The sequence below is a fragment of the Pedobacter nototheniae genome, assembly GCF_032678625.1.
Classification (GTDB): Bacteria; Bacteroidota; Bacteroidia; order Sphingobacteriales; family Sphingobacteriaceae; genus Pedobacter; species Pedobacter nototheniae_A.
In genome coordinates, this window is sequence record NZ_JAVTSO010000001.1 from 271623 (window position 1) to 293155 (window position 21533).

Genomic DNA, 21533 nt, shown 5'->3' on the forward strand with positions numbered 1-21533 from the left:
TCTAATGCTAATAGTCACAAACTTTAACATTAATCTTTAAATATTTGTACAAAAATGATGTTCAAATTTCTTTAATATCATATTTATACCTTTGTGCTCAAAGGGTAAGATGAATTATGATCAGTTATCAGTGGTTTTTATTGTATGATTAATTTCAGTGGATCAAAAAAATGATTTAATGGCCCGCTACCTGCTCCGATTTTCACCTCGTTTCCAGCTAAAATAGCTTTAATGAAATAAGCTTTAGCATTTTTAACAGCCGTTAAAAGATCATTCCCTTTGGCCATCTCGGCAGTAATGGCCGAAGAAAGGGTACAACCTGTTCCGTGTAAATTGTTAGAATGAATAAAAGGATTTTCAAAGATTACAGGTTCGTTATCCGCCAAAATAAGCACATCATAAATGACAGGACCAGGAAGATGTCCCCCTTTTACAAGCACAGCATTTACCCCTTGTGCTATGATTTTCTTTCCAGCCTGAATCATTTCTTCAAGACTGTTTATTTTTTGTCCGGAGAGAATAACCGCTTCATCAATGTTCGGGGTAATCAGGGTAAGCAGCCCAAATAGTTGTTCCTTTAATTGCACAACTGTTTCTGGCTCAATTAAATTTTCACCACTGGTGGCTACCATTACAGGATCTAAAATTACAGGAACGTTATTTCCATATCTAATTAGCTCATCCCTGATTAAACCAACCACCTGCAGATAACCAATCATTCCGATTTTGATGGCAGCAGGCTTTAAATCGTCTAAAACGGCTTGAAGCTGATCTAAAATAATAGGTACAGGAATATGATGAACAGATTTAACGCCAAGGGTATTTTGCGCGGTTACTGCAGTAATAACCGATGTTGCGTAGCAACCTAAGGCAGAAAATGTTTTTAAGTCGGCTTGTATCCCAGCCCCTCCTCCACTATCAGAACCGGCAATGGTTAATGCATTAATATACTTTTTATACGGGACCATGTTTTTACTTGCAACTTCAGGAGTTTTTCATTGTTGAACGCTTTATGCGCAATGATAAACTGGCAGACGAACTAATTTCCTACGCCGGTATAATCCGGATCAGGTAATGAGGGTATAATCTCAGCCAGTCTTAAATAAAGGCACCCCTAAAGTTTTTTTATACCGCAATATAGCGCTTATTTTTAATGCAGCAAAGGCCATTTAACGGAATAATGGTTAAAGACTAAAGGCAGAAAATGGCCAGCACAAAAAAAGCCGACAATTTCTTATCGGCTTTAGGTTTTGCATGAGGGATAGGCGTGTAAATCCTTTTTTGCTTTTTTCGCAAAAAAGATTGAAACAGATAGCCCGACCCTTGCACAGCTTGGGGCATGCCCAAATTATTATTTTAAATATGTATGGCTCTGTTATCAGTAGCGGCCAGTGCAGCTTCTTTTAAGGCTTCTGTATACGTTGGGTGTGCATGGCAGGTACGTGCAATGTCTTCTGCTGATGCGCGGAATTCCATTGCAATCACGGCTTCAGCAATCATATCTGCTGCACGCGGGCCAATCATGTGTACACCTAAAACTTCGTCTGTTTCTGCATCTGCTAAAACTTTAATGAAACCGTCAGTATCCATACTCGCTTTTGCACGTCCACTGGCTTTAAAAGGAAATGAACCCGCTTTATATTTTTTACCTTTTTCTTTTAACTGCTCTTCTGTTTGACCAACTGATGCTACTTCTGGCCAGGTATAAACCACACCTGGAATCAGGTTGTAGTTAATATGAGGTTTTTGTCCTGCAATGGTTTCAGCAACGTACGTTCCTTCATCCTCTGCTTTATGTGCCAACATTGCACCTGTAATTACATCACCAATAGCATAAACACCTTTAACAGTTGTTTCCAGGTGCTCGTTTACCGGAATTTTCTTTCCTCTTTCTTCTACGGTGATTCCAATTTTATCTAAACATAAACCTTCGCTGTATGCTGTACGGCCAACCGCTACAATGCAGTAATCTGCATCAAAACTAACTGCCTCGCCTTTGGCATTATCTGCAGTAACTGTAACCGTTTTTCCTTTTACTGATGCGCCGGTAACTTTATGGTTCATGTAAAAATCCATGCCTAAAGATTTCTTTAACACACGCTGAAGTTCTTTACCTAAACCTGCATCCATAGTTGCAATAATAGAAGGTAGAAATTCGATAACCGATACTTTTGTGCCTAACCGTGCATAAACAGAGCCCAGCTCTAAACCTATAACGCCACCACCAATTACAACCATGGTTTTAGGCACTTCTTTAATGTTTAAAGCTTCAGTTGAGGTAATGATGCGTTTTTTGTCAATTGGCAAAAATGGCAATGCTGTAGGTTTAGATCCTGTTGCAATAATTACATTTTTAGCGTTCAAGGTTTCCGTACTGCCATCAGCTTTGGTAACCAGAATTGTATTTTTATCTACGAAAGAACCAACGCCTTCGAAAGAATCTATTTTATTTTTTTTGAATAAATATGTAATACCCGCAGTGTTTTGAGCCACCACATCATCTTTACGGGCAATCATTTGTTTCATATCAACCTTTAAATCTTTAAGGTTAATACCATGAGTGGTAAAGGTATGAGCAGCATTATGGAAATGTTCAGAAGAATCTAACAATGCTTTTGAAGGAATACAGCCCACATTTAAGCAAGTACCTCCAAAAGTTTTATATTTTTCTACTACGGCAGTTTTTAAGCCTAACTGGGCACAACGGATTGCTCCAACATAACCACCAGGACCTGAACCGATAACAACGACATCGTATTGCATAATTTATGGATTTTTTTTGATGATCCAAATGTAGAGAAAAAAGGCGAAAAGCTGAAAGTCAAAAGTTTAAAGATTAACCTGAAAACAAACAATTTTACAATGCAATGCAAACTTCATTTGCATGTTAACCATCTGTTTTATTTTGATTTTCTACCCGACATTAAATCAATTCATTCTGATGCATATAATCCTTGGCGTGAGAAAAATTAAGAAATAGCTTGTTGGCAATGCGCAGCTTCTCGTGCTCAGTCACATTACTTTGAATAGCGTAACAGGTAATTCCTGCTGCTACAGCAGATTTCACACCATTTATGGTATCTTCAAAAACCAAACAATGCGCCTTCGGAATGTTTAGCTTTTCGCAACAAATGTTATAGCTTTCAGGGTCGGGCTTACTTTTGGTAACTTCTGTTCGGGTAATCACTAAACTGAAATATTTATCCAGTCCATTTCTTTCAAAAACTGCTTCTACATCTTTGCGTGGGCTCGAAGTAACCAATGCCATGGTTAATCCTTTGTTGTAAAAAAAATCAAGAAACGCCAATGCACCAGGCATCAGGTTAACATCTTTGGTTTTTAACCTTTCGAGCGTAAGATTTTCTCGTCTGGTAATTACATCTTGCAATACGGCATTAATATTATACTTTTCAAGCAGGTTTTTAGCATTTACAGGCAAAGGAATGCCGGCATAAGTAGTAAGCCAATCTTCATAAGTTAAGGAAACATTGTATTCTTCCAGAATTTCATTCCAGCATTCATAATGGAAAAATTCTGAATCGATAAGCGTACCGTCTAAATCAAATAGCAATGCTTTGAAGCTCATAATAAATCTGTAAATTATTAAATTCTAATTTTGGAAAACCTTTCTTCCTACCCGTTCGGGGTATTTACGGCATTACCTCGAACAAAAAGAATTGACCTTTTTCTGTTTTGGCAAAGTTATCATCTACCACAAAAATTAAGGTATTATGGCCGTTGGGCAATTTTGGACCAAAGGTTACACCTTCAAAATTGTCAATATACCTGTTTAAGGTATCAAAATCAAAAAGTAATTTCTTTTTAAGAGGTTTAGGTGGGTTTTTAACAAAAGAGAAATTATCGATTTCATTTTCAGCACCCTTTAAATCAACTAAAAAAAGCTTAATAAAAGTATGATCATCATTTCCTTTAGCCCAGGCACGCTCCATAACTAATAATGTATGATCGTTAACCGCCAGAATTTCCGAAATCCCATTTATATTCCAGTCCATATCAACGGTTGGCTGAACAGGTAATTCGCCTAAATTATAAGCATACTGGGCAGTATTTTTTTTTGTTTGCGCATCAAATTTCAAAATTCGGGTAAGGGCTTTATCATAGCCAAAACTCGCCTTTGGACCATCTTCATACCTTGGTTCTTCTAAGCTGGCATAAATGGTCTGGTAATGATCAGCATAGGTTGTTCCTTCAAAAAGGGCATTTTTCCTGACTCCATTTTCAGTTTTGGTAAACTGAAATCCAGTTGGCAAAGGAATGGTATCTACAAAAACTCCATTTAAACTAATATTGGTTAATGTTGGCTGAACAATCATGGTATCTCCATTTTTAAATAAACGTTCGCCTTCACTGCTCCACAGCAATTGCTTGGTTAATGGATTGTAACGTACCGATTCTCCGTCGGCTTTCACCTTTTTTGTAGTACCCAGCTTTGGAAATGGCTGCCCGTTTTCCTGTAGCATAAAAGTAACATTGGTAAATTTTATGGTATCTATCTTATGGTCTTTAATGTCAATTTTAGCGGTATAAATTCTGGTCGGACTAAATTGTGAGGGATCATCGCTGATGATAAAATACTGATTATTTTCCGCATCATAATCTATACCCGACAAACCTCCAATTACCGTATTATTATATTCAGGGCGGTTAGGAAGTGTATACTCACTTAAAAAACGAATTGCTGAAATGGTGGTTTCCTTTTCCTGTTTTTTAGATATCAGTTTCTGACTGCTGCAGGCGCAGAGTAAAGTAAAACTTAAAAGCAAAAAGGATCGTGCTGCTGTAATTGGTTTCATTTTATACCCGTATTATTGCGTGTAAAAATATAGAATGTTGTATAAATACGGGCATAAAAAAGCCACGGAACTTTAAAGCGTACAGAAAAATTATAAATCACGTTCTGTAAACTTATGTTCCGTGGCAGAAAAAACTTAATGGCAATTAAAACAACTTGCCGATAACGCGGTAACTTGTTTTGTTTCCATCTGTTACTTGTTCGTAGTAAACATCATCAGGAGAAACAAAATATTTCTCATTTTTTATGGTTACTTCTCTGCAGCCGTCAGGAAGTTGATCAATAAGATCGCCAATTTGATAATTTTGCGTAGTGCTATCTCCGGTATTTAAAACGCCGTCTTTACCCGCTACAACATAAACCGCTTTCCCGTCGGCATTGGTACTTTGGGTATAATAAACACCCTTGTATTCATAATAACTCTGCCCGTTAATGGTAACCTGCTGTGCATCAGAAGGTAAATTTGGCACCTCGGCACCTACCGGTGGAACAACAACTTCGTAATTATCATTATTTTGCTGATAGAATAAACCTCCGGAATAATAATATTGTGATGGTCCGAACCAGAAAGGATAGTATCCAAACGGCAACACATTAATACGGAAACCTAAAAATGGCCTGTAGTAATTGTAATAACTATAATATGGTCTATACCCGTACCCTGGCCTGTAACCATATCCTGGGCGGTAGCCTGGTCTGTAACCGGGGCGATAACCTGGTCTTCCGGAAACATATCCCGGACGGGAAGGCCTGCCCGAGCCTGGCCTGTAACTACTCACACCCGGTGCGCGAGAAACCCTGTTGCCTGATGAGGCGTGCATAGAGGGCTGTCTTGAAAAAGACCCACCTCTTGACGGTGCTACAGAACTGCTTCTTCCGCCGCCGCCACCTCCACTCCTGCTTGCACGTTGTGCTGAAGCAGAATCTATATTTATTGTAGCAATCATTGCTGCTACAGCAACAATAGCTAATCCTTTATTAATTAAACTCTTCATTTTCTGTATGTTTAAATGATTTATGAGTAAGACGATAGAAGTGATTAAAAGATTACTTCGCTATATAAATTTAACTAAATTCTGATATAGAAATGACGAATTAAACAATTAAAATTGATCGCATTTGCTAACAAACCTTTTACCTGATGTTTTTCACCTAATCAATCCTTATATCTATCTTTAAATTTTATTCCTCAAAACTATTTTAAATGAACTTTAGCAAACTTTACAGCCTTTTATTTTTCTTAGTCCTTTCCAGTCAATTATTTGCCCAGCAAACTGATTCGGCCTATGTAAGAGCAAATTATACTAAAATAGAACGCCAAGTTCCAATGCGTGATGGCGTAAAGCTTTTCACTTCTATTTACATTCCAAAAAACCAATCAAAAAAATACCCATTCCTGATTAACCGTACCCCCTATACAGTTTCGCCTTACGGAGAAGATAAATACAAAACCAGTTTAGGCAATTTTCCTGCAATGATGCGTGAAGGCTTTATTTTTGTTTACCAGGATGTTAGAGGAAAATGGATGAGCGAAGGTACTTTTGAAGACATAAGGCCGCAAACTTTAAAAAAGGGAAAAAAAGATATTGATGAAAGTACCGATACTTACGATACCATCGACTGGTTGGTTAAAAACATCAAAAACAATAATGGCAACGCCGGTATTTATGGCATTTCGTATCCTGGCTTTTACTCTACAACTTCATTACCCAATGCGCACCCGGCGCTAAAAGCAGTTTCGCCACAGGCACCAGTTACAGATTGGTTTATGGGCGACGATTTCCACCACCGCGGAACCTTATTTTTAATGGATGCCTTCAGTTTCATGAGTACTTTTGGTGTACCTCGCCCACAACCCATTACACCCGATAAAGGTCCAAAAGGTTTCAGATTCCCAATTCAGGATAATTATCGTTTTTATTTAGAAGCAGGATCGGTTAAAAACCTAAAGGAAACTTATTTTGCAGACAGCATAAAATTCTGGAATGATTTATTTAAACATTCAAATCAGGATACATTCTGGAAATCCCGTTTAATCCTTCCACATCTTACCAATGTAAAACCAGCAGTTATGGTTGTGGGCGGTTTTTTTGATGCAGAAGATGCTTACGGAACTTTTGCAACTTACAAAGCCATCGAAAAACAAAATCCTGGTGCAAATAATATTTTAGTGGCAGGCCCGTGGTTTCATGGTGGTTGGGTTAGAAGCACAGGCAGCAGCTTTGGCGACATCCAGTTTGGACAAGCTACAAGCACTCAGTACCAGGAAAATTATGAACTGCCTTTCTTTAAGCATTATTTAAAAGGCGAAGGTGATTTTAATGCTGCCGAGGCTAACATTTTTGTAACCGGAAGCAATGAGTGGAAAAAGTTTAAAACCTGGCCTCCGCAGGAAACTGAAACTAAGAATCTTTACCTGCAGCCAAATGGCAAACTTGGTTTTGAAAAAGTTGGCAGAACCGATAGCTGGGATGAATACGTGAGCGACCCGAATAGCCCTGTTCCTTATCAGGATGGAATTCAGGCAAGAAGAACCCGCGAATATATGATCGATGATCAGCGCTTTGCTTCACGCCGCCCGGATGTTAAAAGTTTTCAAACCGATGCTTTAACAGAAGACATTACCTTAACGGGGCCGGTTTTGGCCAACCTGGTTGTATCTACAACCGGAACTGATGCCGACTATGTTGTTAAATTAATAGATGTTTACCCTGAAGATGCCCCAAACCCGGTACCTAACCCAAACAACATTATTATGGGCGGTTATCAAATGTTGGTAAGAGGCGAGATTATGCGCGGAAAATACCGCAACAGTTTTGAAAAACCTGAACCCTTTATTCCTGGCACCATAACAAAGGTAAATTACCCACTGCCTGATGTGGCCCATACGTTCAAAAAAGGACATAAAATTATGATTCAGATACAGAATTCCTGGTTCCCTCTTGCTGATAGAAATCCACAGAAATTTATGGATATCTACCAGGCCGAAAAAGGAGATTTCCAAAAGGCAACACAAAAAATTTACCACGATACTTTTAACAGTTCGCACATTACGGTTTCAGTTTTAAAATAAACAAATAATAGAATTCGCTATTTCGAGGCACGAGGCCATCTTGTTTTACTCGCGATAAACCCATAACTAAACTTATCATATTCAAAATGAAATACCTTAAACTCATCATCATCCTGCTCTCGGCATCTTCTGCCTTTGCGCAAAGCGATGCAGAATACCCGAAAGAAAACTATACCAAGAAAGAAGTATACATTACCATGCGCGATGGTGTAAAACTTTTTACGGCCATTTATACCCCTAAAGATGCTTCAGCGCAGAAAAAGTACCCGATGATTATGCAACGTACCTGTTATAGCATTGCACCTTACGGCGAAAATAAATTCCCTGCACGTTTAGGCCCATCAGATTTAATGATGAAGGAAGGTTATATTGTAGTGATGCAGGATGTTCGCGGACGTTGGAAAAGTGAAGGCACCTGGACAAATATGACCCCGGTTATAGACAATAAAAAGGCTAAAACCGATGTAGATGAAGGTTCTGATACTTACGATACGATTGACTGGCTGGTTAAAAATGTGAGCAATAACAACGGCAAGGTTGGCCAGTGGGGCATTTCTTATCCGGGTTTTTATACCGCAGCTGGTATTTTAAGCAATCATCCGGCTTTAAAAGCTTCCTCCCCGCAAGCTCCAATTTCTGATTTTTTCTTTGACGATTTTCACCACAATGGTTCTTTTCTTCAAAGTTACTTTTTAACTTTCCCGGTATTTGGCGTGCAGAAAACCGATACAACTTCTAAAGCCTGGTATAACAACCAAATGATTAAGCCCAATACTAAAGATGGCTATCAATTTGCTTTAGACCTTGGCCCTTTAACCAATGCCGATAAATATTATAAAGATAATTTTTACTGGCAGGAAACCATTAATCATCCAAATTACGATGAATTTTGGCAAAAAAGAGGCTTATTAAAGCACTACGGAACCATTAAACCTGCAGTAATGTTGGTTGGTGGCTGGTACGATGCTGAAGATTTATCAGGTCCGCTGAACATTTATAAAACCATTGAAAAGAAAAACCCAGATGCCTACAACACCATTGTTATGGGGCCATTTGGCCATGGACGATGGAGCCGCGAAACGGGACATACCATGCACAGCAATGTATACTTTGGAGATAGTATTGCTACTTTCTATCAGAAAAATATCGAATCAAAATTCTTTAACCATTTTTTAAAAGGAACTGGAGATAAAAACTCAGGGCTACCCGAAGCTTATATGTTTGATACTGGTAAAAAGGAATGGGAAACTTTTACAAAATGGCCTGCAGAAAAAGCCACCAAACAGAAATTATACCTTTCGGCGGATGGAAAATTAAGCATGAGCGCGCCCGGCAGCACAGCTTCTGTTAATTACATCAGCGACCCTGCAAAACCAGTTCCATATACAGAAGACATTACAACTACTTTGGGTTTTACCCCTCATAATTATATGAGCGAGGATCAGCGCTTTGCTGGTCGCAGGCCGGATGTATTGGTTTATCAAACCGATGTATTAACTGAAGACATTACTTTGGGCGGTGAAATTATGTCGCACCTAAAGATTGCCACCACCGGAACAGATGCCGATTTTTTTGTAAAACTAATTGATGTGTATCCGGGTGATGAACCCAACAACCCCTACATGACAAACAAAAACATTACGCTAAGCAATTACTGGCAAATGGTTAGATCAGAAATTATGCCTGCACGTTTTAGAAACAGCTTCGAAAAGCCAGAAGCTTTAGTCGCCAATCAAAAAACAGATGTAAACTTCCGTTTGCAGGATGTATTGCACACATTCAAAAAAGGGCACAGAATTATGATTCAGGTTCAAAGCACAGCCTTTCCTTTATTTGCCCGTAATCCACAAAAATTTGTAGACAATCCTTATAAAGCAACCGAAACCGATTACATAAAGGCTACACAAACCATTTTTAATGATAGTTTTGTTGAAGTAGATATTATTAAATAAAAAATGAAAAAGCTTTTATTTTTATTAGCCCTCAGTTTAAGCCTTTCTTCTGTCAGGGCTCAAATGTTGGGTAAAGACCAACCAAATTCACGTGCAGATAGTTTACGTGGAACTTTAACCCCGCTGCGTACTTGTTATGACATTAACTATTACCATCTGGATGTTAAAATAGATATCGATCAGAAATTTATAAGCGGCAGTAACGAGTTTGCTTTTACAGCAACGCAAGATTTTAACAAACTGCAATTTGATCTTTTTGCAAATCTTAAAGTAGAAAAAGTTGTATACCAAGGTACAGAATTAACTTTTACGCGAGAATATAATGCCGTTTTTGTTACCTTCCCTAAAACCATAAAAAAGGGCAGCAAAGAAAAATTTACAGTTTTTTATTCGGGCAACCCGGTTATAGCTAAAAGACCGCCCTGGGACGGTGGTTTTATTTTCAAAAAAGACGCCGATGGAAATCCATGGGTTTCGGTAGCTTGCCAGGGCTTTGGTGCCAGCTGCTGGTGGCCTAACAAAGATCATCAAAGTGATGAGGTAGACAGTGTTTTAATCAGCATTAGCGTACCAAAAGGATTACAGGACATTTCTAACGGAAAGCTCAGAAGTACGGTCGAAAAACCGGATGGATATACGCAGTACAACTGGTTTGTTAGCAACCCGATTAACAACTACAGTGTAACATTTTATATTGGTAAATACGCGCATTGGCAAGATAGTTATGCCGGCGAAAACGGTAATTTAAGCATTGATTACTGGTCGTTAAAAGCTGATAGTGCCAAAGCCCGCCCTCATTGGGATGCGGATGTAAAACCAATGTTAAAGTGTTTTGAGTATTGGTTTGGGCCTTATCCTTTTTATAAGGATGGATATAAGCTGGTTCAGGCACCACATTTAGGCATGGAACATCAAAGTGCAGTAGCCTACGGAAACCAATTTAAACAAGGTTATCTGGGCCGTGATTTGAGTGGCACCGGACATGGATTAAAATGGGACTTTATCACCATCCACGAAAGTGGCCATGAGTGGTTTGGAAACAACATCACCTCAAAAGATATTGCCGACATGTGGATTCACGAAGGTTTTACCAATTATGCTGAAGTTTTGTTTACTGAATGCACGGAAAATAAGACTGCAGGAAATGAATATGCGGTAGGTTTACAAAAAATCATTTCAAATGACATACCTGTAATTGGCCCTTACGGAGTGAACAAGGAAGGATCTGGCGATATGTACCCCAAAGGCGCAAACTTAGTTCACACCATCCGTCAGCTAATAAACAATGATGAAAAATTCAGGCAATTATTAAGAGGTTTGAACAAGACTTTCTATCATAAAACCGTAACCACGGCAGAAATTGAAAATTACATTGCCAAACAAAGCGGCCTAAAACTGGATAAAGTATTTGACCAATATTTGCGTCATACCCAAATTCCAATGCTCGAATATAAGGTAAAATCAGGCATTTTATCTTATCGTTGGGTAACCGATGTAAAGGGATTTGATATGCCGGTAAGGGTTACATTAAAAGATGGGACTTACAGTTTGATAAAACCAACAAATGATTGGAAAACAATTAAGGTTGATGCGGCGATAACAGCTTCAACCTTTAAAACCGATCCTCAGTTTTATATCAAATCAAAAAACGTAGAGTAAAAACACACAGAAATGAATTAAAGGTGGAAGGTTTTTAAAATTCTTCCACTTTTTTTATTTCTAAAATTTTGCACACTTATCGCAAAAACTTTGTGATTAAAACGTGTTTTATTTGCACGACCAACCGAAACATTCATTTCCAACCCTCTAATTAGTAGTTTCTTTATATCACCAGCGAAAAAATTTTATTGTTGGTGCAACTTTTGCTTAGCTCAGTCGTCTTATATTTAAAATTAATAATCAGCCAGCGGGGAGTTCCCAAAGGCACTAAACCTATAAACAATGAAAAAAATATTCACAATTGCATGCACAGTTTTAATGCTTTCAGCAGGCTTAAACTCAGTTATAGCTTCGCCGGTTAAAAATAAAACCACAAAAATATCAGGCGATGAGCGTGATGTAAAAAACTTTAATGGCATTGCTGCCGGTGGCCCAATTACGGTAATTGTAAAGTTAGGCAATACAGAAAGTTTAAGATTCGAAGGCGACGCAGATGCCATATCCACTTTGGTTACCGAAGTAAAAAGCTCAGTATTAATTATCCGTCCGGAAACAAGCTGGAAAAGCTGGTCGAGAAAATACGAAGGCAAAAAAATTATTGCTTATGTAACCGCAAAAAAAATAAGCAGTTTAACCATGAGCGGCGATGGAAGTATTTCTGTTGATGGCACCCTAAGCACTTCTGAATTGGCCACAACGATAAGTGGTTCTGGAAAAGTTACGGTAAATACTAATGCCCAAAAAATAACGAGTGTAGTTAGTGGTTCAGGTATTTTAAATATTTCTGGTAAAACAGAAGAAGGCAGTGTAACCATTAGTGGCTCTGGCGCTTTCAACGGTAAAAACCTAACTGTTCAAAATTTCTCAACAAGAATCAGTGGTTCAGGTTCGGTTAACATTCATGCGGAAAATAAAATCGATGCAGTAATCAGCGGATCGGGAAGTGTAAATTACAGTGGGAATGCTGAGGTTGAAAAAACTATAGTTGGATCAGGAAGAGTACGTAAAATTTAACCTGATTTAAGCATCTAAATAATTCAGCGCTTGCCTCAGGGCAGGCGCTTTTTTTTATGCTTTTTTCTTATCTGACAAAACCTTACTGATAAAAGCACTAATTTGCAACATGCTAATTAAAACCTTAACCTGGCTTTTTAACAGGGATTTGAAAACACTTAAATCTGAAATTGAATCTTACAAAACAGAATCAAACCTTTGGGTCATCGAAAAAGGCATTTTAAATTCGGCCGGAAATCTTTGCCTGCATTTGGTTGGTAACCTGAATACCTACATAGGTGCAACACTCGGCCAGTCGGGTTATATAAGAAATCGTGAACTGGAGTTTTCTTTAAAAAACATTCCTCAACAGGAACTCGTAAAAAAAATTGAGGACACCATTTTGGTTTTAAATAAAACGCTTGCAAGTTTAACCGAAGCTGATTTAAGTGCTGAATATCCGATTGTAGTTTTTGAGGATAAAATGACAACCGAGTTTTTCCTGATCCATTTAACCACCCATTTAACTTATCATCTGGGACAGATTAATTACCATAGGCGGCTGCTGGATCTTTAATCGATTCTAAAATGTTATGGCCATTAAATACACCATAAGCATATGTAAAAAAGAGATTTTAAACACTCACCAGATCAATCCGGTGAGTGTTTATTTTTAAAACTGAACGCCTATTGCGAAAAAGTTTTCGATGTATTTAATTTTCTGACTGGCTTTATCCAGATCATCATAACCCGTAGTATGTACCGTTTTTAAATTGGTAGAACCCAGTTTAGTGGTATTCTGGAAGTAAACATGTTTCCAGGGATAGAATTTTAAACCGGCCTCAACGGAAACGCCATAACCAGCAACATTCCAGTGGTTATTCCGGCCCAGCTGAAATAAACGCACGTCAGAACGTGGCACCATCATTCCAAAACCAACACCTGTTTCTAAGGTTAAAGAAGTATTTCCTGAAGGTGCAACCCAAATGTCGTCATAACGGGCAATTTCAATATTGGCATAGTTAAAACCATCAGTATGCTCATAAGTAAGCATCTTATCCGTCACATTAATCTTTTCTCCGTTATATGTACCGGCCAATGCACCTGTTGGAACATTTTCTGCCGTAATTTTTGGTCCGATATAACCTGTAATGGCTACTGTTTGAGGAATATCCATTACATATTTCATATGATCCCAACCAATGGATATGCTATAATTATCTTTAATAAAATAACCTACACGAATATTGTATTGAGGAACTGAAATTAATCCGGGATTTAAATAATTCCAGTCTAATTTTGATTGTCTGTCATGGGCAACAACATCTTTTAATGTAAAATCATAATTGGGGCCGGTAAATCTGATATCGCTTTTATCGTACCACGAATGGTTATATCCCCAATGGAAAAAGAAATCTCCTTTACGGGAGAAATTCCTTTTATGCTCTGGATTAAATAAGCTTTTTGAAGCCGGCGTATTTTCTGTTGTTGAAGTTTTTATTTCCTGGGCCTGCATCCGCCTGCCAAATAAAAGTGCAATAAATAAAATAGAAATTCGTTTCATCGCCGCAAATTGAGCAAAAAGCAAACTCATTTACAACATATTTAACAGTTTGTATATTCTGCTTTATAAAAAATGACTTTCAAACATTAAAACCGGGTATAAAGTGCCAGTTGAACAATATTATTCAGGGTATTAAACTGCGCACCATGCGATGCCTGATTCATATAACCTGCCTCAATATCAACTGTTTTAGAAAAGCGATAACCCGCAGCTAAGTACAACCTGTTCTGATCAAAAAAACTGTTGTTAATTTTATTTTTATTCTGAATATTTAAGAAAACTTCGTTCTGTAAAGCCACGAAAACACCCTTTGTAAAAGTGGGTTGTGTTTTTTGCAAAGGCTGGATTAACCTGAAGAAATAACGGAAACGTTGTGCAAAAACATCTTCTCCGGTTCGGCCTATAAATCGCTGTTCTACCCTAACCCTATGGCTGGCAAAAATTGAACTAATTTTATGCGTATAAATATATTGTTCAAAAATACGATGCTCGTTTAAAGTGAAATTTTCAACGCCATCCATTCTATTTTGGGTGGTTTGCCATAAATAACCCAATGTTACATTGTGTTTATCGTTAATAAAATAAGTAATTCCCGGCCGTACCAGTGTATTGCGCATATAATCCCAGCCATCTGCCGAACGCAGTTGTAAATCGAACTGTAAACCCCAGTGTTTATTAAATCGGGTATTATTAAGATACATAAACCAGCCCGTATTTTGGTGCTGCGTTTGCGCCGACAATTCGTTCCAGGCTAAAAATAGCATCAGAACGCTTAAAAGTACTTTTCTCATCTTTAGATTAATTCCGGTTAAATCTGTGTGCCGCTAAAATAATATAAATTGAATAAGCAGGCAATAAACTTTTTAAAACCTTTAAAAGCAGCAATATTTAAATTTCATTTAGCCATAAACAATTAAAAATTTATCTTCGTTAAAGATTTGGCTATTTTAAGCGTTATAAAATTCGTAGGATTTGCCTTAATTTTTAAAAATTACAAACGTAAAATCAAAGAATAAGATGATTATTGAACCAAGAATGAGGGGCTTTATCTGTTTAACATCGCATCCTGATGGCTGTGCACAAAACGTAAAGAACCAAATTGATTATGTAAAATCTAAAGGTGCAATTAACGGCCCTAAAAAAGTATTGGTAATTGGTGCATCAACCGGGTTCGGTTTAGCATCAAGAATTGCTGCTGCCTTTGGTTCTGATGCTGCAACAATTGGCGTTTTCTTCGAAAAAGCACCTTCTGAAGGCAAAACGGCATCACCGGGATGGTACAACAGTGCTGCATTTGAAAAAGAGGCTCATGCAGCGGGTTTATATGCAAAAAGCATTAATGGTGACGCTTTCTCAAAAGAAATTAAAGAAAAAACTTTAGAATTGATTAAGGCCGATTTAGGCCAGGTTGATTTGGTAATTTATAGTCTGGCTTCTCCGGTTAGAAAACATCCCGATACAGAAGTACTGCACCGTTCAGTATTAAAACCTATCGGCGCCCCTTTTAGCAATAAAACAGTCGATTTCCATACCGGTAACGTATCTTCAGTAACTATTGAACCGGCAAGCGAAGAGGATATTACCAACACGATTGCTGTAATGGGTGGCGAAGATTGGGCCATGTGGATTGATGCCTTAAAAGCCGAAAACCTGTTGGCTGATGGCGCTACAACCGTTGCTTATTCTTACATAGGCCCTGCATTAACGGAGGCCGTTTACCGCAAAGGAACCATTGGGCGTGCTAAAGATGATTTGGAAGCTACAGCATTCAAAATAGGAGATAAATTAAAAGACATTAGCGGAAGGGCGTACGTTTCCGTAAACAAAGCATTGGTTACACAAGCAAGCTCTGCAATTCCTGTTATTCCATTATACATTTCATTATTATACAAAGTGATGAAAGCAGAAGGTATTCATGAAGGAACGATAGAACAAATTCAACGTTTATATGCCGATCGTTTATACACCGGCAAACCTGTACCAACAGACGATAAAGGAAGAATTAGAATTGACGACTGGGAAATGCGTGAAGATGTACAAGCTAAAGTTGCCAAGTTATGGGAAGAAGCCACAACAGAAACCCTTCCTTCTATAGGTGATTTACCGGGCTACAAATCTGATTTCTTAAGCTTATTCGGTTTTGAAATTGATAAGGTTGATTATCAGAAAGAAGCTAATGAAATGGTAGAAATTGAAGGATTAGTTTCGTAAAAATATTAAATAACCTGGTTCTAATATTTGCAGCCATGGTAATTTAAATGTTTTTTTATTTTATAAATTATAATGGCTGGCGTTTCGTCAGCCATTTTTTATTAATTTACCTGCATGAATTTCGAGCTACAACCCCAACTGGAAAATGACTTATTAAAAATGGTTCCTTTAAAGGAAACCGATTTTGAAACTTTATATGCGGTTGCTTCCGACCCATTGGTTTGGGAACAACACCCCAATAAAAACCGTTACCAGCGCGAGGTTTTCCAAAACTTCTTTAAAGGTGCAATAGAATCAAACGGTGCGTTCCTGGTTATCGAAAAAGCATCTGGTAATGTTGTTGGCAGTTCCAGGTATTATGAACTGGATGAAGAAAATAAATCCGTAGCCGTTGGCTATACTTTTATTGGCCGTAATTACTGGGGAAAGGGGCACAACAAAGCCATGAAGAAACTCATGCTCGACCATGCTTTTAATTTTGCAGATAAGGTTGTTTTACACATTGGTGCAGAAAATTTCCGCTCGCAAAAAGCCACCGAAAAATTAGGTGCGCTTAAAGTTGCCGAACAGGAAATTGCTTATTACGGTGAACCGAGCAAATGGAATTTTCTATATGAAATAAAAAAGGAAGACTGGCAAAGCAAGTAGCTAAAGTTTTAATTGTATAACACCTCGGTTATCAGCCTTAAACCGTCATACTCTACGCTTTAAGCTTCTTCTTAAAATTAAGAATGCATCAGCTTTAGTTTACAGCACTTTACACGTTCAGCAATAAAATCGTGATTGTAATTTAGTATTGTTATATTTGTACAAATCCCGGATATTTCATTCCCGGATCACAAAACAATTAAATAAAATATGGCTAAATCTCAGGCAACGTACAGTAAAAAAGAGAACGAAAAGAAAAGATTAAAAAAGAAAAACGACAAACAGGAAAAAAAAGAAGAACGTCAGGCTAATGCTAAAAAAGGCTTGAAGTTAGAAGACATGATGGCTTATGTTGATGAGAATGGAAACATTTCATCTACTCCACCAGATCCGAAGAAAAAGAAAATCATTAATACAGAAGATATCCAGATTGGCATTTCAAGACAAGAAGATATTATTGATGAAAATCCTGTTAAAAAAGGAACAGTTACGTTCTTTAATGATAGCAAAGGTTACGGCTTTATTAAAAACACTGAAACACAAGACAGTATTTTTGTACATGCTAATGGTTTAACCATGCAGATTAAAGAAGGTGATAAAGTGAGTTTCGAAGTAGAAATGGGTCAGAAAGGACCAACGGCCGTTAAGGTTGCTAAAATTTAATCTTTAAGTTTTACGCTCCGGTTTTAAGGTTAAGCCTTAAAACGTTCAAATTATTGCAGAATTATCTGCTGCGCCTGGTTTTATAATCATTTATAATTCCGTCTATTTAAGCATAAAACCTTGCGCATAATTTTTCCCTTCAGGGGAAACTATCCATTATAATATTTATTTTTATTTATTGTATCCGTATTACAGGTTAATTTAGCAAACTTAGTGCTGTTTAACTTGTTAGTTTTTAAGCGCAGTATTATACAAAAGTGTTTTGGCTGATGGTTCAATTACATTATTATAAACCTAATACCCATTACTTTATAAATAAAATAAAAAAATAATATCACCCCAGTGTGGAATTGGTATGGTTTTTACATCATTAAGGAAACACACAAAGAAAATTAATTATATGAAAAAGTTATTAATAATTGCATCAATTGCATTTTTCGGATTAACAACCGCTATGGCACAACAAGTAGATTTACGTAGAAAAATTAATGTAAGTGGCTCTGCCGAAACTGAGGTTACACCAGATATTATTTACATCAGCATTTCGCTGAAAGAATATTTGAAAGATGGCAACAGTAAAAAGAAAGTTGAGATTACTACCTTGGAAAACCAATTGTATACTGCGGTTCAAAAAGCAGGGATTGCGAAAGAAAATTTAACGGTAAGCAATTTAAACAGCTGGAATTATGAAACTGAAAAGAAAAAGAATCCAGACTTTTTAGCAAGCAAACAATACCGTTTAAAAGTAGGTGATTTAAATAAATTTAACGATATTATTGCTGCAATTGACGCTAAAGGCATTTCAAACACCAATATTGAAAGTTACGATTACTCGAAAATTGAAAGCTTGAAAAAGGATTTAAAAATCAAAGCTTTATTATCTGCAAAAGAAAAAGCAGCTTACATGGTTGAAGCGCTTGGCGATAAACTGGGAAGTGTAATCGAGATTCAGGATGGTGGAGATAACATGATACAACCGGTTTACAGAAACTATATGATGAAATCGGCAATGGCTGATGGCGCTGCCGAATCTGCACCAGAAATTGATTTCAAAAAAATTAAGTTAAACTTTACAGTTAACGCAGTTTTTGAAATTAAGTAAAAACGGTTTAAACGGGTCTTTCTGAACCTGTTTAGAATTTATGAACGCAGATTCGGATTAACCGAACTTCATATTTAACATTTTATTAAATTATTTTAAAACCTACCACAACATTTTGGTAGGTTTTTTGTTATGAAATCATCAGAACACTAAAATTTAAATATTATGAAAAAATTCGTTTACACTTTAGCTTTAATCTTCAGCTTAGGACTTAGTTTTAATGCTGCACAAGCCGCTGATAAACCAGCAAAAAATCCTACAGAGTTAACCGCTGAACAAACGGTTCAATTAGAGAAAATCAAAAGTCGTGTTGAAGAAATCAGAGACATGGACAAGTCTAATTTAACTAAGGCAGAGCGTAAAGCCCTACGTAAAGAATTAAAAGAGATGAAAAATCAGGCGCGCGCAATCTCTGGAGGTGTTTACCTTTCGGTTGGTGCAATTATCATCATCATTTTATTGCTTATTTTGATCCTATAATCTATTTACAGAAAAACATCACATCTATCTATATAAAAAAAGCTTCGCAATTATTTTGCGAAGCTTTTTTTATTCTAATTATTTCATTACGCGGCGCGAAGCAATCCTAATGTTACAACGGCTGTTTAGCTAAAGTTATAAGATGGCCTCGTGCCTTGAAATGATGATTTATATAAAATTTAGTCTATAATATCGAAACCTGTATATTTTACCAAAGCTTCCGGAATTCTAATACCATTTTCTGTTTGATAGTTTTCTAAAATAGAAGCAACAATACGTGGTAAAGCCAGCGCACTTCCATTTAATGAATGTGCCAATTGAGTTTTGCCAGTAGCACCTTTAAAACGAAGTTTTAAACGGTTGGTTTGATAGGTTTCAAAATTTGAAACAGAAGAGACCTCTAACCAGCGTTCTTGCGCCGCGCTCCAAACCTCCATATCATAAGTCATGGCAGAAGTAAAGCCCATATCGCCACCGCATAAACGTAAAACACGGTAATGCAAACCCAGTTCCTTTAATAGAGACTGAACATATTCGCTCATTTGCGCTAAGGTTTCATAAGATTTATCAGGATGCGTAATTTGAACCACTTCTACCTTATCAAACTGATGTAAGCGATTTAAACCACGAACGTGCGCACCGTAAGAGCCAGCCTCCCTGCGGAAACATGGCGTATAGGCCGTATTTTTAATCGGAAGATCCTCTTCTTTTAAAATCACATCACGGTATAAATTGGTTACCGGAACTTCAGCTGTTGGAATTAAGTATAAATCATCAACTGTAGAATGGTACATCTGTCCTTCTTTATCCGGTAGTTGTCCTGTTCCAAACCCAGAAGCCGCATTAACCAAATGAGGCACCTGCATTTCCTTATAGCCCGCATCAACTGCGTGGTCTAAAAAGAAATTAATTAAAGCACGCTGTAATCTTGCACCCTTACCTTTATACACAGGGAAACCCGCACCCGTAATCTTTACGCCTAATTCAAAGTCAATAATATCATATTTCGCTGCCAACTCCCAGTGTGGCAATGCCTTTCCAGGTAATTTAGCCGGTTCTCCATAGGTATAAACAGTTTCGTTTTCTTCAGCTGTTGATCCTTGTTTAACCAATTCACCAGGTAAATTAGGCAACTGGACAATTAAATTAAACTGATTGGTTTCCAGTTCGGTTAATTTTTCAGAAAGGTTTTTAATATTTTCTTTATGAGAAGTAGTTTGGGCTTTAATTGCTTCGGCTTCTTCTTTTTTGCCCGTACGCATCAAATCTCCAATTTGTTTGGCGGCAGCGTTGGCTTCTGCAGAAATACCATCAAGCGAAGTTTGAGTTTGGCGACGTTCTTCATCAATTTTGATGATTTCATCTACCAATTCTGGTTGTTTAAAATTACGGATACTTAAACGTTCTAAAACTTTCTCTCTATTTTCGCGGATATAGTTAACTTGCAGCATTATTTTAATTTTTAACAAAGATAATAATTAAGTCGTCATTGCGAACGCAGTGCGGCAATCTCTCTCGAAAAAGATTGCTTCGTTGTTCCTACCCGCGATGATGAAAATAGAAAATATGGACGGCAAACTGTTTCTTGTACCTACACCGATAGGAAACCTGGAGGATATGACCTTTAGGGCAATCCGGATTTTAAAAGAATGCGATTTGATTTTGGCTGAAGATACACGCACCAGTGCGCCCATGCTTAAACATTTCGGCATTGATAAAAAAGTTTTTGCCCACCATCAGCATAACGAGCATAAGGCAACTTCTGAAATTATTAGATTTTTAAATGAAGGACAGAAAATTGCCTTAATTTCTGATGCAGGTACCCCTGCAATATCCGATCCAGGCTTTTTTCTCGTACGCGAAGCAATAAAAAATGATATTGCTGTAGAATGCCTACCGGGCGCTACGGCGTTTGTACCCGCCCTGGTTAATTCGGGTTTACCCGCCGATGCCTTTGTTTTTGAAGGTTTTTTACCTGTTAAAAAGGGCAGGCAAACAAAATTTAAAAAGCTAACAGAAGAAGATCGTACCATTATACTTTACGAAAGTCCGCACCGTTTATTAAAAACCCTGGAAGAATTTGCACAATACCTTGGAGAAGACAGGCAGGCATCAGTAAGCAGGGAATTAACCAAAATGTTTGAGGAAACCGTAAGAGGTACACTTTCTGAAATAAAATCACATTTTGAAAACAATACTTTAAAAGGAGAATTTGTAATTTGCATTGCCGGAAAGCCTTCGGGAAAAACAAAAAGCAAATATGAAGATGCTGAAGAATAGTATTCATTAACTTGGGGATATGGAATGTTAATGACATCGTTATATGGAAAATTATTATTAAAGATATACCCGTTTTACAAAAAGAGATAGAAAAT

Annotated in this window: 19 protein-coding genes and 1 riboswitch; of the genes, 11 read left to right on the forward strand and 8 right to left on the reverse strand. The window is 37.4% G+C overall.

Going from position 1 to position 21533, the window contains the following annotated elements:
• Window positions 1-137 precede the first annotated feature (137 nt).
• The 5 genes from thiD to R2Q77_RS01240 form a co-directional block, all read right to left on the reverse strand.
• Window positions 138-968 (reverse strand): bifunctional hydroxymethylpyrimidine kinase/phosphomethylpyrimidine kinase, encoded by an 831-nt coding sequence (gene thiD / locus R2Q77_RS01220; RefSeq protein WP_316801890.1) that lies wholly within the window; start codon window positions 966-968, stop codon window positions 138-140.
• Between the two features lie 58 nt (window positions 969-1026).
• A riboswitch (TPP riboswitch) is annotated at window positions 1027-1126 on the reverse strand.
• Window positions 1127-1356: 230 nt separating this feature from the next.
• Entirely contained in the window at window positions 1357-2763 is a 1407-nt protein-coding gene (gene lpdA, locus R2Q77_RS01225; RefSeq protein ID WP_316801891.1) for a dihydrolipoyl dehydrogenase, read from the reverse strand.
• A gap of 160 nt (window positions 2764-2923) precedes the next feature.
• Window positions 2924-3586 carry an HAD family phosphatase gene (locus tag R2Q77_RS01230; protein WP_316801892.1) on the reverse strand — a complete coding sequence of 221 codons (663 nt, stop codon included), beginning with the start codon at window positions 3584-3586 and terminating at the stop codon, window positions 2924-2926.
• Between the two features lie 64 nt (window positions 3587-3650).
• Entirely contained in the window at window positions 3651-4814 is a 1164-nt protein-coding gene (locus tag R2Q77_RS01235) for an esterase-like activity of phytase family protein (RefSeq protein ID WP_316801893.1), read from the reverse strand.
• Between the two features lie 145 nt (window positions 4815-4959).
• Complete coding sequence (locus tag R2Q77_RS01240) at window positions 4960-5808, reverse strand: DUF6515 family protein (RefSeq protein WP_316801894.1); 849 nt, start codon at window positions 5806-5808, stop codon at window positions 4960-4962.
• Window positions 5809-6017: 209 nt separating this feature from the next.
• On the opposite strand from R2Q77_RS01240, the gene R2Q77_RS01245 reads away from it, so the two are divergent.
• From R2Q77_RS01245 to R2Q77_RS01265, 5 genes are all read left to right on the forward strand, one after another.
• Window positions 6018-7886, forward strand: coding sequence for a CocE/NonD family hydrolase (locus R2Q77_RS01245; RefSeq protein WP_316801895.1), 1869 nt, complete (start codon window positions 6018-6020; stop codon window positions 7884-7886).
• Window positions 7887-7972: 86 nt separating this feature from the next.
• Window positions 7973-9838, forward strand: a complete 1866-nt coding sequence (locus R2Q77_RS01250; protein ID WP_316801896.1) for a CocE/NonD family hydrolase — start codon at window positions 7973-7975, stop codon at window positions 9836-9838.
• A 3-nt stretch (window positions 9839-9841) separates the two neighbouring features.
• Window positions 9842-11497: a M1 family metallopeptidase gene (locus tag R2Q77_RS01255; RefSeq protein ID WP_316801897.1), complete on the forward strand. Its 1656-nt coding sequence runs from the start codon at window positions 9842-9844 to the stop codon at window positions 11495-11497.
• A 282-nt stretch (window positions 11498-11779) separates the two neighbouring features.
• Window positions 11780-12511 (forward strand): head GIN domain-containing protein, encoded by a 732-nt coding sequence (locus R2Q77_RS01260; protein ID WP_316801898.1) that lies wholly within the window; start codon window positions 11780-11782, stop codon window positions 12509-12511.
• 109 nt (window positions 12512-12620) lie between these two features.
• Window positions 12621-13067, forward strand: coding sequence for a DinB family protein (locus R2Q77_RS01265; RefSeq protein WP_316801899.1), 447 nt, complete (start codon window positions 12621-12623; stop codon window positions 13065-13067).
• A 96-nt stretch (window positions 13068-13163) separates the two neighbouring features.
• Here the strand turns inward: R2Q77_RS01265 and R2Q77_RS01270 are convergent, their stop codons facing one another.
• Window positions 13164-14084, reverse strand: a complete 921-nt coding sequence (locus R2Q77_RS01270; protein WP_316801900.1) for a hypothetical protein — start codon at window positions 14082-14084, stop codon at window positions 13164-13166.
• Between the two features lie 56 nt (window positions 14085-14140).
• A complete protein-coding gene (locus tag R2Q77_RS01275; protein WP_316801901.1) occupies window positions 14141-14845 on the reverse strand; it encodes a DUF2490 domain-containing protein in 705 nt (234 codons plus the stop codon).
• Window positions 14846-15071: 226 nt separating this feature from the next.
• Between R2Q77_RS01275 and fabV the strand changes: the two genes are divergently transcribed.
• The 5 genes from fabV (at window position 15072) to R2Q77_RS01300 (ending at window position 19158) form a co-directional block, all read left to right on the forward strand.
• Entirely contained in the window at window positions 15072-16265 is a 1194-nt protein-coding gene (fabV, locus tag R2Q77_RS01280) for an enoyl-ACP reductase FabV (RefSeq protein WP_316801902.1), read from the forward strand.
• 114 nt (window positions 16266-16379) lie between these two features.
• Window positions 16380-16913 carry a GNAT family N-acetyltransferase gene (locus tag R2Q77_RS01285; protein ID WP_316801903.1) on the forward strand — a complete coding sequence of 178 codons (534 nt, stop codon included), beginning with the start codon at window positions 16380-16382 and terminating at the stop codon, window positions 16911-16913.
• 210 nt (window positions 16914-17123) lie between these two features.
• Entirely contained in the window at window positions 17124-17576 is a 453-nt protein-coding gene (locus R2Q77_RS01290) for a cold-shock protein (RefSeq protein WP_269425792.1), read from the forward strand.
• Window positions 17577-17976: 400 nt separating this feature from the next.
• Window positions 17977-18678 (forward strand): SIMPL domain-containing protein, encoded by a 702-nt coding sequence (locus R2Q77_RS01295; protein WP_316801904.1) that lies wholly within the window; start codon window positions 17977-17979, stop codon window positions 18676-18678.
• A gap of 165 nt (window positions 18679-18843) precedes the next feature.
• Window positions 18844-19158, forward strand: a complete 315-nt coding sequence (locus R2Q77_RS01300; RefSeq protein ID WP_316801905.1) for a hypothetical protein — start codon at window positions 18844-18846, stop codon at window positions 19156-19158.
• 179 nt (window positions 19159-19337) lie between these two features.
• Here R2Q77_RS01300 and serS read toward each other — a convergent pair whose 3' ends face one another.
• Window positions 19338-20609, reverse strand: coding sequence for a serine--tRNA ligase (gene serS, locus R2Q77_RS01305; protein WP_316801906.1), 1272 nt, complete (start codon window positions 20607-20609; stop codon window positions 19338-19340).
• A 115-nt stretch (window positions 20610-20724) separates the two neighbouring features.
• Here serS and rsmI point away from each other — a divergent pair, with 115 nt between their 5' ends.
• Entirely contained in the window at window positions 20725-21438 is a 714-nt protein-coding gene (gene rsmI / locus R2Q77_RS01310; RefSeq protein WP_316802742.1) for a 16S rRNA (cytidine(1402)-2'-O)-methyltransferase, read from the forward strand.
• Window positions 21439-21533: the final 95 nt, after the last annotated feature.